The following is a 14,871-nucleotide window of genomic DNA, read 5'->3' as shown; positions in this document are numbered from 1 at the left end:
GGGGTTAGAAATCATAGTTCAGTATCAGGTTCAGCTGGTGCATGTCCACTTTATTTACCACGTAGCGGGTTTCGCCGTAAGTGTCGCCCAGGGAGGCCTTGTAAAGGTAGAGCAGCTGGCCCCGCAGGCCCTTGGCCCAGCCGCGAAGCGGGTAGCTGAGGGAGGCATTGAGCTGGCTATATGAAGGCACACCATACTTGTTGAGGCGAAAATCCTTCATGTCGGGCAGGTAGTAGTGGCCATAGCCGGCCTCCGCCTTCAGTCCCGGCACGGCTGGCACCGCGTAGCTGGCCAGCAGCGCGGCCGCGTCGAGGCCGCCGAAACCCTCTTCCCGCTCGCGGGGCAGAAAGGTGTAGAACGGCTCGCGGCCCCACTCGCGCGGAAACAGAAAGCGCCCCGTGCGGGTGATGCGCGTGTAGTTGGCGCTCAGGCTCCAGGGGCCGTGCTGCGCGCCCAGGCGGGCGCTCAGGGCGTGGGCCTGGCGGCCAGGGGCGCTGTAGGCCAGGCGCGGGTCGGCGTTGCCGCCGGTGCCTACCGTGCGCTGGTAGTGGTACTGCGCGCCCAGCGTGAGCTGGCCCGCACCCACGGCCCGGCTGGTTGTCAGCTCCGTGAATAAGCTGTTGAAGAGGTTGTCGGCGTAGTAGTTCCAGGCCTGCATGCGGGTGCGGGTACCCAGCTGCCGGCTGAGGCCCAGCACGCCCAGGCCGCGGCTGCTCAGGTTGCCGGTATAGAGGGCGCGCTTGCCGGTTTCATCTACACCGGTCGGGTAGAGGCCGATGGAGCCCGCCACCGAGGCCCATTCCGAGGTGGAGCGCACGGCCATGTGCGTGAGCCAGCCTGCCGTGATGCGGGTGCGGGCCAGCTCGTTCACTTCCAGCCACAGACCCTGCTCGTAGTTGGGGCTCAGGCGGCCATCCTGTGGGTTGAGCAGGGGCGTGACCAGCAGCTGTCGGCCAAAGGTGGCCACCGACTTCCGCCAGCGGTAGCGCACAAACAGCTCCTCGGGCCGGCCCGTGAGCTGGCGACGGGTGGGGTCGCTCACATCAAACAGGCCTACTTCATAGCGGCTCACCGCCCCGGTAGCCGCGTCGGGCGTGGCCAGGTCATTGGCGGCCAGGTTCACCCAGAAAAAGCCGCTGGCTCCCACCGAAAACCCGTGCAGCGGGGCCGTTTCGAATCGTGCCCCGGCACCCAGGCCGTTGGCGTAGTAGTCGGGCAGGCCGCCTTGGTTGCGCGTGGCCATGAAGTAGTTGCGCACCCGGCCGTGCCACTGCCCCCGCCCGAAGGCTTCGGCCAGCGTGCGGGCCGGCAGAGTGTCGGCCTTAGCGGTTTTGGCAGGGTTGGCGTAGGGCGCCAGTACCGGCCGGCCGGTGGTGGGCAGGGTAGGGGCGGGCTCGGCCTGCTGCGCCCGCGCGGCGAGGGGAGCCAGCAACAGAGCGGCCACGCGGAGACGTAAGAGAAAATTCATTAGCGGGAATTAGTTGCTTTTGCCGGGGTGGGCGGCCTCAATGGGCTGCCACGGTCCGAATTTGTGCTGCTGTACCGAAAACGCATCGGCGTAGGGCCCGAAGGGATGGTCCACCGGCTTCTTGCTGATGTCGGGCCAGTCGTGCATGGTTTTCAGGTGCGGGCGGGGCTGCGAGTTCACGAAAGCCGCCACGTCCCAGGCCTGTTTGTTGGTGAGCTGCGGGTGGTCGAAGGTGGCGCCGTAGGGCATGGCCGCTTTCACATACTTGGCTAGGTTGGTGACCCGGAACAGGCCCGCGCCGTCGTTGTAGCTGTGCGGCCCCCACAGCGGCGGGTACTGGTAGCCGCGGCCGTCGGCCAGCGGCTGGCCCTGGCCAGTGGTTCCGTGGCAGCTCTGGCACTTGCTGGCGAACACGGCTTTGCCAATCACCGGGTCGGTAGCTCGGTCGAGATAGGCCAGCTTGAGGAAGCCCGTGCCGTACACCTTTTTTCCTTTAGGAATGTTCTGGCCCAGCCACTTGACGTAGGCCACAATGGCGCGCATCTCGCGGCTGCTGTCGGCCAGCGCCCGCCCGTTGAGGCTGCGCTCCAGGCAGTCGTTCACGCGCTTATCGATGCTCTCCACTTGGCCCGAGCGGGCGCGGAGCTTGGGGTAGGTGGCCGCCACGGCCAGGTAGTTGTTAGCGAAGCCCTGGGTACCCGCCTGCAGGTGGCAGTTCTGGCAGTTCATGCCGTTGGTGAGATGAACTACTGTGCCCTGCGGCCCCAGGTACTGCGCCGTATTAGCAATCAGCTCGCGGCCGTAGCGAATCTGGCGGCCGGCGGCCGTGCGCGGAATCAGGGCCGTATCGGGGGCCGCGGTAGCGGGGCGGTGGTAGCTGCCGGCCGGCGGCGGGCCCTGCGTGGCCTCGTCCTCTACCACCACGGGCGTGGACGCGGCCGGCGGCCCATAGAGCTTGGTGAGCACCACCACTAGAACCAGCACCACGGCCGCCGTCAGCAGCATCAGCAGGCGCACCAGGTGGGGCAGCTGTTGCACCCGTTCTTCCGAGGGTTTCATGGTCAGTTTAGTGAGGAGGATACGTTAGTAAGGCAGCTTTTCGCGCAGGGCGCTATAGGTCCAGGTGCCGGCCAGGGCCGCCACAATCATCACGGCCGCCGCGCCCACGCCGCTGCCCAACTGGGCAAACAGGGGGCCGGGGCAGGCGCCGGTAATGGCCCAGCCCAAGCCGAAGATGAAGCCGCCAATCCAGATGCCGTGGTTGAATTTCTTATCTGCGAGCACAATGGGCTCGCCGTCGATGCTTTTCAGGCGGTTGCGCTTGATGAGCTGAATCGAAATCATGCCCACCACGACGGCCGAGCCGATGACGCCGTACATATGGAAGGCCTGAAAGCGGAACATCTCCTGAATCCGGAACCAGCTGATGACTTCGCTTTTGGTGAGGATGATGCCGAACAAGGTGCCCAGCACCAGGTATTTAAAGTATTTCATATCGAGTAAGTGAGTTCAGTGGATGAGGTAGCAAGGGTGGGGCGCTGGGCCAGCAGGCGCACCACCTGGGCCGGGCCGGCGTGGAAGCTGCCTTCGCGCAGCACCACCGTGGCTTCGTAGTTTTCCAGCAGCGTCAGGCCGGCGAAATCGGCGGCCAGCTGGGCCGGCTCGTAGAGCAGCTCGGCCTCGCGCGGGCCGCCCGACGAGAGGCCGAGCTGCCGGGGATTGAAGGCCTCCAGCAGTAGGTGCCCGCCGGGGGCCAGGCTGGCCACGGCGGCGGTGTGCACTGCTTGCCGCTCAGTGGGCGGAAAATGGGCGTAAATCAGCCCGATGGCATCGTAGCCGGCCGGCTGCTGCCAGGCCAGGTCCATCAGGTCCTCCACGCGGTAGTCGAGGCGCACGCCATGGCTGGCGGCCAGGCGCTGGGCCTTGGCGCGGGCCTCGTCGCTAAAGTCCACGGCCGTGACCTGCCAGCCCTTGCGGGCGGCGTACACGGCGTTGCGGCCTTCGCCCTCGGCCAGTAGTAGCAGGCGGCCGGGTGGCAGCGTGTCGAGCTGTCGGCGGAAGTAGGCGTTGGGTTCGGTGCCGTAGGCATAGGCCTCGGCCTCGTAGCGGGCATCCCAGAAATCGGCGGCGTGCGTCATGGTCGGCAATTAAAACAGCTTCGGGTAAACCACCCAGGTCATCAGCAAGCCGCCGGCGAAAAAGCCGATAACGGCCACCAGCGACACCCACTGCAAATTCGAGAGGCCCGAAATGGCATGGCCCGAGGTGCAGCCCCCGGCGTAGCGCGTGCCGAAGCCCACCAGAAAGCCCCCGAATACCAGAAAGAACCAGCCTTTCCAGTTGGCTAGGTTATCAAGCGAAAACAGCTCGCGGGGGAGCAGGCCCGAAAAATCGGTGAGGTGCAGCTGGGTCTTGAGGTCGTGCACGGTTTCGGGCGAGATGCCCACCACGTCGGGGTGCCCCATCACCCGGTAGCCGATAAAGCCGCCCAGGGCCACGCCCAACACGAACACCAGGTTCCAGATTTCGGCCCGCCAGTTGTAGGTGAGAAAGGGAATGCCGGCCGGCACGCAGGCTGCGCACACATGGCGCAGCGAGGAGCTGATGCCCAGGGCCTTGTTGCCGATGAGCAGCAGGGCCGGCACAGTCAGGCCAATCAGGGGCCCGGCCACGTACCAGGGCCAGGGCTTTTGCAAAAGTTCAAGCATAAAATTCGAATTGAAATAGCGCGTCCGGCCCGGTTTGGAGCCGGACGCTGAGAAAAACAAAGGGGAGCGACTATTTAGTCGTCAGCGGCTCGGTCCAGTCGAGCACGCCGCCGAGCAGGTTGCTCACATTGGCAAAACCGGCCTGGGTGAGCTGCCCGGCCGCGCTGGCGGAGCGGGCACCGCTGCGGCAATACACGTAGGTGGGCGCTTCTTTGTCGAGGCTGGCCACGCGCTGGGCAAAGTCGGGCGCGGTGACTTCGATGTTCACCGCCCCGGGCAAATGGCCCTGGGCAAACTCTTCGGGGCGGCGCACATCCACGAGCACCGCGTCGGGCTGGCGCAGGCCCTCGGCAAACTTTGCGGGGGTGAGGTTGTGGAAGGCGGAGGCCACAGATTTATTGAAACCAAACATAGCAGGCGAGGGGTGAGTGAAATGAAAGAAAATTGACCGTCATGCTGAGCGAAGCGGAGCGCAGTCGAAGCATCTCTACCGCGCCGCTTGTCATCCCGACGAAGGAAGGACCTTATGACCGAAGAACGAATCGTTTAAACGTGAGAAGTTCCTTCGCTACGCTCAGGATGACAAGCGGCGCGGTAGAGATGCTTCGACTGCGGCGGCGCACCCTGGCTTGATGCGCCATATGCTCAGCATGACGGTCTACCGACTCGTTAGTGGGCGGCACCAGCCGTCTGGAAGGACTCCACGGCCTCGCCTAGGTCGAGCACCGTGGTGCCGGGCAGGGCCGGGGCCACAATGCTGCTGCCGGCTGCCGAGCGGTAGCCGCCGGCGCAATGCACCACCACGGGCTTGCCGGCCGGAATCTCGCCCACCCGCTCGCGCAGCTCGGGCAGGGGCAGGTTGAGGGCCCCGGCAAACAGCGGCTCCGCTTCCACCTCCGAGGCATTGCGGATGTCCACAATGGTGTAGTTCTCGGGGTGCTGGCGGAAGGCCTCTACGTCGATTTCGGGCATGGTCTCCTGGGTAGAAGACGTGCCCACCAGCGCGCCTTTAATCAGCGGCTCGTAGCCGACTTTGGCCGTTTTCTGAATCAGGTCCGTCAGCGTGGCCTCGTCGGCTGCCAGCAGGTAGAACGACTCCTGCGGCCCCACAATGGAGCCCAGCCAGGTTTCGAACTTGCCGCCCTGCTGAATGTTGATGGCTCCGGCCGCGTGGCCTTTTTTAAACTCGGCTTCGGGCCGGGTATCCACTACCACTACCCCGGCGGCCAGCGGCGCGTCGGCTTCCAGGCGGGGTACCTTGGCGATGCTCGGGGCGAAGTCGGGCGCGCCGGCCTTGTTCAGGTCCACGTCGTAGCCGAAGTATTTGGGAATGAAGGGCTGGTCGGCCAGCAGCTCCTTCACGAAGTCCTCCTCCGACTGAGGACGCAGGGCGTAGTTGCCGGCCTTTTCGGCCCCGATGGTGCTGCTGTTGGCCGAGTTGGTGGCCTTGCTGCAGAGCGAGCCCGCGCCGTGGGCGGGGTACACCAGCACGTCGTCGGCCAGTGTCATTAGCTTCTCGCGGGTGCTGTGGTACATCTGCTTGGCCAGCTCCTCGCGCTTGGCGGTCATGTTGCCGGCCTTTTCGCGCAGGTCGGGCCGCCCCACGTCGCCGATGAGCAGCGTGTCGCCCGTGAACACGGCCACGTCTTTGCCCTCGCGGCTGAGCACGGTGCTCACCGAATCGGGTGAGTGGCCGGGCGTATTCAGGGCTCGGAAGGTGAGCTTGCCCACCATGAACGAGTCGCCCTCGTCAAACGCCTCGTGGGCGTATTCGGCTCCCAGTAGCTTGCTGACGCGAATAACGGCGCCGGTTTGCTGCGCGATTTCCAAGTGCGATGACACGAAGTCGGCGTGGGGGTGGGTTTCGAGCACGCACACGATTTTGGCGTCGTGCTGCTTCGCGAAATCGTAGTATTGCTGCGGGTCGCGGGCGGGGTCCACCAACACGATTTCGCGGGCGCAATCACTGAGGATGGCGTAGGAATAATGGGCGAGGCCCTTGTCTTCAAATTGCTCGATTTTCATGGTATTCGATGAGAAACGGGTGAGAGAATGTTGAAAAACAGTTCGTTAAGCGTGATGAAACAGTAGCTCCTTGGTGAGAATAAACGTGCCCATGGCCAGCGTGAACCAGCCGAAAGCGGGCTTGAGCTTGGCCCCTGGAATGAAGCGGGCCAGGTAGGTGCCCAGCACGATGCCGCCGAGGGCAAAGGCCAGAAAACCAAGGATAAAGGGCCACGCAATGGGCGTGCCCGCGCTCAAATCGCCGCTGAAGCCGATGAGCGAGTTGAGGGCAATAATGGCCAGGGAGGTGCCCACGGCCAGCTTCATGGGCAGGCGCGCGCCCAGCACCAGGGCCGGAATGATGAGGAAGCCGCCCCCCGCGCCCACAAAACCCGTGAGCAGACCCACCACCAGGCCAATGCCCAGAATGAGCAGGTAGTTGAACGCGTGCTTCTGGTGCAGCTCCTCGCCCAGCACCACTTCGGCCTGCTTGCTGCGAATCATGGAAACGGCCGCGCCGACCATGAGTACCGCAAAGGCCACCAGTACTAGCAAATCCTTGGTAAAGAGGATGTTGCCCACCGTGAACAGCTCGTGCGGGATGGCCGGCATCAGCACCTTGCGCACCAAGAACACCGAGGCCAGCGAGGGAATCAGAAACACCACGGCCGTTTTCAGCGACACCAGCCCCTTGCGGAAATAGCCCCAGGCGCCCACCACCGAGGTGCTGCCCACTACAAACAGCGAATACGCCGTACTCAGCACCGGGCTCACGCCCATCAGGTACACCAGCACGGGCACCGTGAGAATGGAGCCCCCGCCGCCCATGATGCCGAGCGAGAGGCCGATAAAGATGGCGGCGAAATAACCGAGGTAGTGAAGCATGCGTGTTTTACGTATGAATTTATGAAAGGTTGTTCATGTGTTGCGGCAAAAAAAGCGCCGGTTCCTTACAAAAAGGTGCAGCCGGCCAGGCACTGAATCACGTCAATCACCTCCCGCATTTTCAGCGAGTAGTAAATGTTCTTGCCCTCGCGGGTGCTGCTCAGAATGCCCTTGAGCTTCATGCCCGAGAGGTGGTGCGAGAGCAGGCTCTGCTCCACGCTCAGCTTGTCGCTGATTTCTGTGACCGACAGGCTTTCCTGCGCGGCCAGCAGCTGCACGATGGCGATGCGCGTAGGGTGGGCCGTGGTTTTGAGAATGAAGGCCACTTTCTCCATCTTCTCGATGGAGAGGCCCATATCAATGGCAGCAGGGGAAGCGAGAAGTGTCATTTGGATTGCAAATATATGAACAACTTATCATGCGTACAATCGTAAGCCCCCAATAAGTTCACCATGTTCAATAATTTCCTTCCCGGAACCTACGCCCTCGAGGAGCTTTCGAACTATTTCAATTTTCCAACCATGAATCGAAAAACCCTCACCTCCTGGCTCCCGTTGGCCCTGTTTGCCCTCGTCATGCTTTCGCCCCTGCGGCCCATCGTGCTTGGTGGCCTGCAGCGCGGCCTGCTGGCTACCGGCCTTATGAAAGCCGACGTGCCCGTCGCGCCCGCCAACGAAATGCCGGTGGTGCTCACCGGCGGCAGCGCCTACCCCCACAACCTGCCCATGACCACCCTCGACGGCAAAGCCTTGAATATGAGCGACCTGAAAGGCAAAGTGGTGTTCGTGAACCTCTGGGCCAGCTGGTGCCCGCCTTGCCGTGCCGAAATGCCCGGCATCGAGGCCCTCTATAAGAAGGTGGACCACTCCAAAGTGGCCTTCGTGATGCTCTCGCTCGATGATGACGTGGCCAAGGCCCAGAAGTTCGTGAAGGCCCAGGGCTACACCTTTCCCGTGTACATGCGCACCGGCGACCTGCCCGCGCCGTTCGATTCCAACTCCATCCCCTCCACCGTCATCCTTGGCCCCGATGGGCAGGTAGCGGCCCGCCACGACGGCATGGCCGAGTACGACACGCCCGAGTTCCTGGCCGCGCTGGATAAGCTGGCGAAAGGAGCAACTCGCTGAATATAAACTGACTCTGAAAGCAAAAGCGGGGCCCCCAGCTGGTGAGCCGCGCAAAAAAAAACATCATGCAGCGCATTCTGCATGACGTTTTGCTGTTCAGGCACAAGGATAATTACAGGGGCTTTCCCTGCTTGTTATCAGGCCGGTATGGCCATTGGTGGGGGCGGGACCAGCTCGTTGGGTGTGGGCTGCCCGGCCAGCCAGCAGTCCAGGTTTTCGATGGAGGTGGTGGCGATGTTAGTCAGCGCGTCGTGGGTCAGGAAGCCCTGGTGGCCGGTTATCAGCACGTTGGGGTGGGCCAGCAGCCGCACCAGCAGCGCATCCTGGAGGGGCTGCCGGGAATGGTCGTTGAAAAACAGGCCTTTTTCGTGCTCGTACACATCGAGCCCCAGGTAGCCCAGCTGGCCCGATTCCAGCACCTTAAGGGCGGCCTCCGTGTCCAGCAGCGCGCCCCGGCCCGTGTTGATGAGCATAACGCCGCGCTTGGTGCGGGCCAGCTGCGCCGCGTTCATTAGGTGCCGGGTGACGGGCGTGAGCGGGGCGTGTAGGGTGATGACATCGGCCTGCGCGCACAGCTCGTTCAGCGACACGTATTCCAGGCCGTAGCGCCGGGTCAGCTCCGCATCGGGCTGGATGTCGTAGCCCAGCAATCGGCAGCCGAAGCCGTGCAGCAGGCCCGCCAACGTGCCGCCGATGGTGCCGCAGCCGATGATACCCACCGTTTTGCCGTGCAAATCGAAGCCCACGAGGTTGTCGAGCCGGAAGTCGGCGCGGCGCACCTGGGCATCGGCCTGGCGCAGGTGGCGGTTCAGGGCCAGCATGAGGGCCAGGGTGTGCTCGGCAATGGCGAAAGGGGAGTAGTGCGGCACGTTGGCCACGCGCAGGCCCAGCCGGTGGGCGGCGGGCAGGTCCACGTTGTCGTGGCCGGCGGCGCGCACCAGCAGGTAGCGCACGCCCAGCGCCCGGAGTTTTTCGAGCACTGGCGCGGAGGCATCGTCGTTTACGAATATGGCCACGGCGGTGCTGCCGGCGGCCTGGGCAGCGGTTTCCAGGGTCAGGGCCGCGTCCAGGAAATGGAAGGTGTGATGGCCCTGCGCGGCGGTGGTGAGGTAGGGGCGCTCGAAGGGGTAGGCGCTGAAAACGGTGATGGTCATGGGATTGTGTTGAAGAAAAGGATGTTGGGTACAAATTGTCGGGTGAGGAGTGGCGCGCCGGCAGCCGTGCTCAGGGAATTTCGCAAAGCGGTGGAAATACAAGAATACGCCGCGCGCGCAGCCGGCTCCTTGATAAAAGTCATTCCCGGGGCCTGACCTTGCGCATGCCGTTTGCCGCCCGCTGCCCGGTTCTTTGCCAGTGCTGTTACCTCCGCCCCAAGCACCGCCCCATGACGCCTTCCCTGTTGATTCTCACCGACTTTTTTCGGGCCGCCAACAAGGCGTTCGACTACGCCACCAACCTGGCCCGGCCGCTTGGGGCCCGGCTGGTGCTGCTGCACGTGCGCCGCGACTCCATTCTCGACCCGGAGATGTTCACCGGCGAGCTGTCCGACCTGAGCAAGCAGGCTACGGCAATGGCCCTGAGCCGGGTAACCGATGACCTGGCCGTGCCGGTAGTGACCGAAATTGGGCACGGCCGCGTGGCCTTTGCCGTAGCCGATGCCGTGAGCCGGCACCATCCGCTGCTGGTGGTGCTGGGCCGGCCCGACTATTCGGCCACGCCCGACGAGCTGGTGCAAACCACCGCGCTCGACCTGCTGCGCACGGCACTGTACCCCATGCTCATTGTGCCGCACACACTGGCCAGCAGCACCTTGCCCCGGCGTGTGCTGCTGGCCGTTGATGGGGAGGACTTCACCATCGGCCCGCACGCCGGGGTTATGCGCTACCTGTCGCGCACCTTGGGCGTGGAGCTGACGGTGCTGCACGTAGCACCTGATGCCGCCGCCGATATTTCGGAGGACGAGGTAATGGCGTCGGTGCGGCGCACCGGGCTGGGCGTTGATTTGCCGGTGCCGATGCGCTTCCGGCGCGTGGCGGCGGCCCGCCCGGCCGACGGCATTCTGCACGCTGCCCAGGCCGGCGACACAGACCTGGTGGTGCTGCTGGCGCGGCCCCGCAGCTTCTGGGGGCAGCTGTTTCACCAAAGCGTGACGGCTGAAGTGCTGCTGCACAGCCCGGTGCCGGTGCTGGTGCTCCCCACCATTGCCTGACGCTGCACGTAGAAGAACTAACCCGCCAGGCCGCCAGGGCCCGGCAACGAAGCCTGGGTGATAATGAGGCACAGTCTTGTTAATTAAATTCTTGTGCCCGGCACCCGTATGCTCCGGTCCGACCGCCCCAGGCGGTCGGACCGGAGCATACGGGTGCCGGGCACGGCTTCCTTTTTGCCTCGCGCGGCTTCCGCTTCGCGCCCCGGCGGGCATTCGGGCAAATTCAACTTAACATCTTCCTATGGACTACTGCCTGACCCCCGTGACCGACGTGGCTGCCGCGCTGACTACCTCGCCGGCCGGCCTCGACGCGACCACGGCCGGGCAGCGCCTGGCCGAGTACGGTCCCAACCGGCTGGCCGACACCAAGCAGAAAACGCTTTGGCAGCTGGTGCTGCACCAGCTGGCCGACGTGATGATTCTGGTGCTGCTGGCCGCCGCCGGGGTGTCGGTGCTCATCGGCGAAGCCAAGTCGGCCTACGTCATTCTGGCCATTGTGGTGCTGAACGCCGTCATCGGGTTTGTGCAGGAATACCGGGCCGATAAGGCCATGGAGGCCCTGCAAAAGATGGCCGCCAGCCACGCCCAGGTGCTGCGCGACGGCCAGCCGCAGCAAGTGCTCACCGCCGACCTGGTGCCCGGCGATGTGGTGCTGCTCGAAGCCGGCAACGTGATTCCGGCCGATGTGCGCTTCCTGGAAACCCACGCCCTGAAAGTGGACGAGTCGTCGCTGACCGGCGAATCCGGTGACGTGGAGAAAACGCCCGATGCGCTGCCGCCCGGCGACTACCCCCTCGGCGACCGGTTGAACCTGGGCTACAAGGGCACGGCTGTGACCAACGGCCGGGCCACGGCCTACGTGGTGGGCACCGGCATGGGCACCGAGCTGGGCAAGATTGCCGCCCTCATTCAGACCGCCGAAGTGGTGACGCCGCTGCAAAAGCGGCTGGGCACGCTGGGCAAGCGCCTGTCGGTGGCGGCGCTGGTGGTGGGCGGGCTGTTTTTTGGCGTGGGCTGGCTGCGGGGCGAGCCTTGGGAAAACCTGCTGCTGGTGTCCATCTCGCTGGCCATCGCGGCCCTGCCCGAGGCGTTGCCGGCGCTGGTTACCGTGTCGCTGGCGCTGGGCGCGGGCCGGCTCATGCAGAGCCACGCCCTCATCCGCAAGCTGCCGGCCGTGGAAACGCTGGGCTCGGTCACCTACATCTGCACCGATAAAACCGGCACCCTCACCCTGAACCAGATGACGGTGCAGCACCTCTACGAAGTGCCCGCCGTGACCCTGCCCGGCCTGGCCGACCGCAACGCCCTGCTCACGGCCCTGGCCCTGAACACCGATGCTACCTGCGACCCCGAAAACCAATGGCTGGGTGACTCGACCGAAGTCGCCCTGGCCCGGTATGCCGCCGCCCATGACTATACCCGCCCGGCGCTGGAGCAGCAGTTTCCGCGCCTGGCCGAGCTGCCCTTCGACTCGGAGCGCCGGTGCATGACCACGCTGCACCAAACCCCGGCGGGCGTGCTGGTGCTTACCAAAGGCGCGGCGGGGGCGCTGTACAAGCAGCTAGCCGGCAGCCAGCAGGCCAGTATTATCGACCTCACCCGGCGCGTGGACGAAATGGCCGCCCAGGGCTACCGGGTGCTGGCCTACGGGGCCAAAGTACTACCCGTAATGCCCGTCGACCTCGCCCCGGCCGCCGTGGAAACCGGCCTCACCTTCCTCGGCTTCGCCAGCCTGATGGACCCGCCCCGCGAGGAAGCCCGCCAGGCCGTGGCCGAGTGCAAAACGGCCGGCATTATTGCCGTCATGATTACCGGCGACCACAAGCTCACGGCCAAGGCCATTGCCGAGCAGCTGGGCATCATTTCTTCCGATGAAGAGCTGGTGCTCACCGGCCCCGAGCTGGCGGCGCTGGATGAGCCCGCCTTTGCCGCCCTGGTGGAAAAAGTGCGGGTGTACGCCCGTGTCGACCCGGCGCAGAAGCTCCGCATCATCGGTGCGCTGCAGGCCCGGCACCAGTTCGTGGCCATGACCGGCGACGGCGTGAACGACGCCCCGGCCCTCAAAAACGCCGATATCGGCATTGCCATGGGCCTGCACGGCACGGAGGTGGCCAAGGAGGCGGCAGCCATGATTCTGCTCGACGACGACTTTGCGACCATCGTGGAGGCGGTGCGGCACGGGCGGCGCATCTACGCCAACATCCTCAAGTTCATCCGCTACATTCTGGCCGGCAGCGCGGGGGAAATCATTGCCCTGTTCTGCGCGCCGTTTTTCGGCTTGCCCGTGCCGTTGCTGGCCATTCACATTCTGTGGATTAACCTGATAACCGACGGCCTGCCCGGCCTGGCCCTGGCCTACGAGCCGTCGGAAAAGAACAGCATGCAGCGCCCGCCCATCGACCCGCGCCAGACCATTTTCTCCGATGGCCTGGGCTGGTTTATTCTGGGTATCGGGCTGCTGGTGGGCGGCCTCACCATCGGCATGCAGGCCTGGTCCATTCACCGGGGCCTGCCGCACTGGCAAACGATGGCCTTCACCGTGCTCTGCTTCAGCCAGCTGGGCATGGCGCTGGTCATTCGCTCGCGGCGCGAGTCCATTTTCACCCTCGGTCTGTTTTCCAACAAGGCCATGCTGGGGTCGGTGGTGCTCACCGTGGGCCTGCACCTCACTATCTTGTACGTACCCTTCTGCAACGAGCTGTTCAGCACCCAGCCGCTCACCGTGGCCGAGCTGGGCATCACGGTGGCCGTGGCCAGCGTGGTGTTCTGGGTGGTGGAAATCCAGAAGCTCATCATTCGGCGGCGTGGGAGTGATGTGATGCTGCAACTTAAGGATAAAAGTGTCGCGTTATTACCTCGTCGTGCTACCTGAGCACGGCCTGTTTCGCCTGCCCGGCCAACAGGCCGACGGCTTGTACTCCTTCACCCTACCGCCATGGCCATTGTCCGATTCATGCGCCCCCTGGTGCGGCCTTTCGCCCAGTTCTTCCACCTCAAGGCCGCCAGCTGCCTGTTGCTGCTGGCCAGCGCGGTGCTGGCCCTGGTGCTGGCCAACATCAGCTGGGGGCTGTGCCAGCACTTCCCGGCGGTGTGGCACCAGCACCTGCGCATTACGGTGCACCATCTTGTGCTCGACCACTCGCTGCTGGACTGGATAAACGATGGGCTGATGACCCTGTTTTTTCTGATGGTCGGCCTGGAAATCAAGCGTGAAGTGCTGGGGGGCGGGCTCGCCACGCTGCACCAGGCGGCCCTGCCGCTGGCCGGGGCGCTGGGGGGCATGGTGGTGCCGGCGCTGCTCTTCACACTCTTCAACCACGGCACGCCTACGGCCAGCGGCTGGGGCATTCCCATGGCCACCGACATTGCCTTTGCGCTGGCCGTGCTGCAGCTATTGGGGCCGCGCGTACCGCTGGGCCTCAAGGTGTTTCTCACAGCCCTGGCTGTGGTCGATGATATGGGGGCCATGGCCATTATTGCCGCTTTCTACACCAAAACCCTGTACCTGAACTACCTGTACCTTGCCATCGGTACCTGGGCTTTGCTGCTGGCTTTCAACTACCTGCGCGTAAGTAGTTTGTGGGCCTACCTGCCGCTGGGGCTGCTGCTCACGTACTTCATGCTCGAATCGGGCATTCATACCACGCTGGCCGGGGTGCTGCTGGCGGTGGCCATTCCCTTCCGCGACGCCTGCCCGCGCCCCGAAATGCTGGAGCGGCTGCACCGGCAGCTAGGCCGGCTGCAGGACCGAACGCAACACAAAAGCGCCGACCCGCACGGCATCGGGGCGGAGCTGGAGGCGCTGGGCCGCAGCAGCAGCTCGCCGGCCCAACGCCTGGAGGACCAGCTCTACGTTGTGGTCGCCTTCGTGGTCATCCCCCTGTTTGCCTTCGCCAATAGCAGCCTGGTAATTGCACCGGCGGCCGTGCGCGGGCTGCTCTCGCCGCTGGGCCTGGGCATTGTGGTGGGGCTGCTGGTGGGCAAGCCCCTGGGCGTTGGGGCCGTGTGCTGGCTCACGGTGCGTTTGGGGTGGGCCAAGCTGCCGGCCGGCGTGGGCTGGTCGCAGATATGGGCCGTGGGCGTGCTGGCCGGCATTGGCTTCACCATGTCCATTTTCATCACCTTGCTGGCCCTGGACCCCCGCTCGCCCGATATCGACACGGCCAAGCTGGCGGTGCTGGTGGCCTCCGTCTGCGCCAGTGGGCTGGGCTACGCGCTGCTGCGGCGTACGCTAACCGCGCCAGCGTAATCCGGAGTTGCTCTTCACCTGTTGCTGCGCAACTGCTGTTGAGGCGGCTTTTCTGTTGCCGGCTGCTATTTTTTAGCTGATTATCAGCGCATAAATAGCAGCCGGCAATGAGCGCCCAGCAACTGGTTAGTTCCCAAAGCTCATCCCCGGGGCATGGGCTTTGTCGATGGCCGCCCGCGCTACGCGGCGGCAGCGCCCCGGCGCGAACGGCATTGGTTGAC

14 protein-coding genes are annotated in these 14,871 nt (G+C 64.5%); 4 read left to right on the top strand and 10 right to left on the bottom strand.

Annotated features, from left to right (window positions below):
- Positions 1-4: 4 nt before the first annotated feature.
- The 9 genes from KQ661_RS20950 to KQ661_RS20910 all read right to left on the bottom strand — a co-directional run bounded on the left by KQ661_RS20950 (position 5) and on the right by KQ661_RS20910 (position 7,454).
- A complete protein-coding gene (locus KQ661_RS20950) occupies positions 5-1,468 on the bottom strand; it encodes an OprD family outer membrane porin (RefSeq protein WP_216728048.1) in 1,464 nt (487 codons plus the stop codon).
- A 9-nt stretch (positions 1,469-1,477) separates the two neighbouring features.
- A complete protein-coding gene (locus KQ661_RS20945) occupies positions 1,478-2,527 on the bottom strand; it encodes a c-type cytochrome (protein WP_216728047.1) in 1,050 nt (349 codons plus the stop codon).
- A 24-nt stretch (positions 2,528-2,551) separates the two neighbouring features.
- A complete protein-coding gene (locus tag KQ661_RS20940; protein ID WP_216690883.1) occupies positions 2,552-2,962 on the bottom strand; it encodes a DUF6691 family protein in 411 nt (136 codons plus the stop codon).
- Positions 2,959-3,606, bottom strand: coding sequence for a class I SAM-dependent methyltransferase (locus KQ661_RS20935; protein ID WP_216728046.1), 648 nt, complete (start codon positions 3,604-3,606; stop codon positions 2,959-2,961). The genes KQ661_RS20940 and KQ661_RS20935 overlap by 4 nt, the downstream gene beginning before the upstream one ends.
- A gap of 9 nt (positions 3,607-3,615) precedes the next feature.
- Complete coding sequence (locus tag KQ661_RS20930; RefSeq protein WP_216690885.1) at positions 3,616-4,176, bottom strand: YeeE/YedE family protein; 561 nt, start codon at positions 4,174-4,176, stop codon at positions 3,616-3,618.
- Positions 4,177-4,246: 70 nt separating this feature from the next.
- Positions 4,247-4,567 (bottom strand): rhodanese-like domain-containing protein, encoded by a 321-nt coding sequence (locus tag KQ661_RS20925; RefSeq protein ID WP_216728045.1) that lies wholly within the window; start codon positions 4,565-4,567, stop codon positions 4,247-4,249.
- Between the two features lie 278 nt (positions 4,568-4,845).
- The gene (locus KQ661_RS20920; protein WP_216726955.1) at positions 4,846-6,201 is read right to left on the bottom strand and encodes an MBL fold metallo-hydrolase; all 1,356 of its coding nucleotides are present in this window, start codon (positions 6,199-6,201) and stop codon (positions 4,846-4,848) included.
- A gap of 45 nt (positions 6,202-6,246) precedes the next feature.
- The gene (locus tag KQ661_RS20915) at positions 6,247-7,065 is read right to left on the bottom strand and encodes a sulfite exporter TauE/SafE family protein (protein WP_216690888.1); all 819 of its coding nucleotides are present in this window, start codon (positions 7,063-7,065) and stop codon (positions 6,247-6,249) included.
- A 65-nt stretch (positions 7,066-7,130) separates the two neighbouring features.
- Positions 7,131-7,454: an ArsR/SmtB family transcription factor gene (locus KQ661_RS20910; protein WP_226915991.1), complete on the bottom strand. Its 324-nt coding sequence runs from the start codon at positions 7,452-7,454 to the stop codon at positions 7,131-7,133.
- A gap of 132 nt (positions 7,455-7,586) precedes the next feature.
- Between KQ661_RS20910 and KQ661_RS20905 the strand changes: the two genes are divergently transcribed.
- On the top strand, positions 7,587-8,192 hold the full coding sequence (locus KQ661_RS20905; protein ID WP_216728044.1) for a TlpA family protein disulfide reductase: 606 nt from the start codon (positions 7,587-7,589) through the stop codon (positions 8,190-8,192).
- Between the two features lie 137 nt (positions 8,193-8,329).
- Here KQ661_RS20905 and KQ661_RS20900 read toward each other — a convergent pair whose 3' ends face one another.
- A complete protein-coding gene (locus tag KQ661_RS20900; protein ID WP_216728043.1) occupies positions 8,330-9,346 on the bottom strand; it encodes a 2-hydroxyacid dehydrogenase in 1,017 nt (338 codons plus the stop codon).
- Between the two features lie 230 nt (positions 9,347-9,576).
- On the opposite strand from KQ661_RS20900, the gene KQ661_RS20895 reads away from it, so the two are divergent.
- From KQ661_RS20895 to nhaA, 3 genes are all read left to right on the top strand, one after another.
- Complete coding sequence (locus KQ661_RS20895; protein ID WP_216690891.1) at positions 9,577-10,401, top strand: universal stress protein; 825 nt, start codon at positions 9,577-9,579, stop codon at positions 10,399-10,401.
- Positions 10,402-10,642: 241 nt separating this feature from the next.
- Positions 10,643-13,273, top strand: a complete 2,631-nt coding sequence (locus tag KQ661_RS20890) for a cation-translocating P-type ATPase (protein WP_216728042.1) — start codon at positions 10,643-10,645, stop codon at positions 13,271-13,273.
- Positions 13,274-13,336: 63 nt separating this feature from the next.
- Entirely contained in the window at positions 13,337-14,650 is a 1,314-nt protein-coding gene (gene nhaA, locus KQ661_RS20885) for a Na+/H+ antiporter NhaA (protein WP_216728041.1), read from the top strand.
- Positions 14,651-14,871 lie beyond the last annotated feature (221 nt).

It is taken from the genome of Hymenobacter siberiensis, from assembly GCF_018967845.1.
Lineage (GTDB): Bacteria > Bacteroidota > Bacteroidia > Cytophagales > Hymenobacteraceae > Hymenobacter > Hymenobacter siberiensis.
Note: the sequence above shows the minus strand (reverse complement) of the source record. Positions and strands in the feature narration are given on the sequence as shown.